The 271-nt window shown below is 67.5% G+C and carries 1 protein-coding gene; it reads right to left on the bottom strand.

All coding sequences use genetic code 11. The features are described from left to right. On the bottom strand, positions 1–271 hold a 271-nt coding region (locus ACZ2XM_RS15530; protein WP_490619019.1), incomplete at both ends, for a hypothetical protein.

The raw sequence follows: 271 nt of genomic DNA on the forward strand, positions 1-271 counted from the left end.
GGACAGACGAAGCCACCGAGGCTCGGCCCGTCGGGGCCAAGGATCACCGGCATGTCGCCGGTGAAATCGACGGCCCCGATCGCATACGCGTTGTCGTGGATGTTCGATGGATGCACCCCCGCCTCGCCGCCGTCCGCACGCGCCCATCGAGGCTTCGGGCCGATCAGCCGCACGCCGGTGCGGCTGGAGTTGTAATGGACGGTCCACTGCGTGCCGTACAGCATCGCGATGTCGTCCGGCGTGAAGAAATCCGGTGCGCCATGCGGACCGT

It is taken from the genome of Psychrobacter sp. CoH-33_TS_01, from assembly GCF_058189395.1.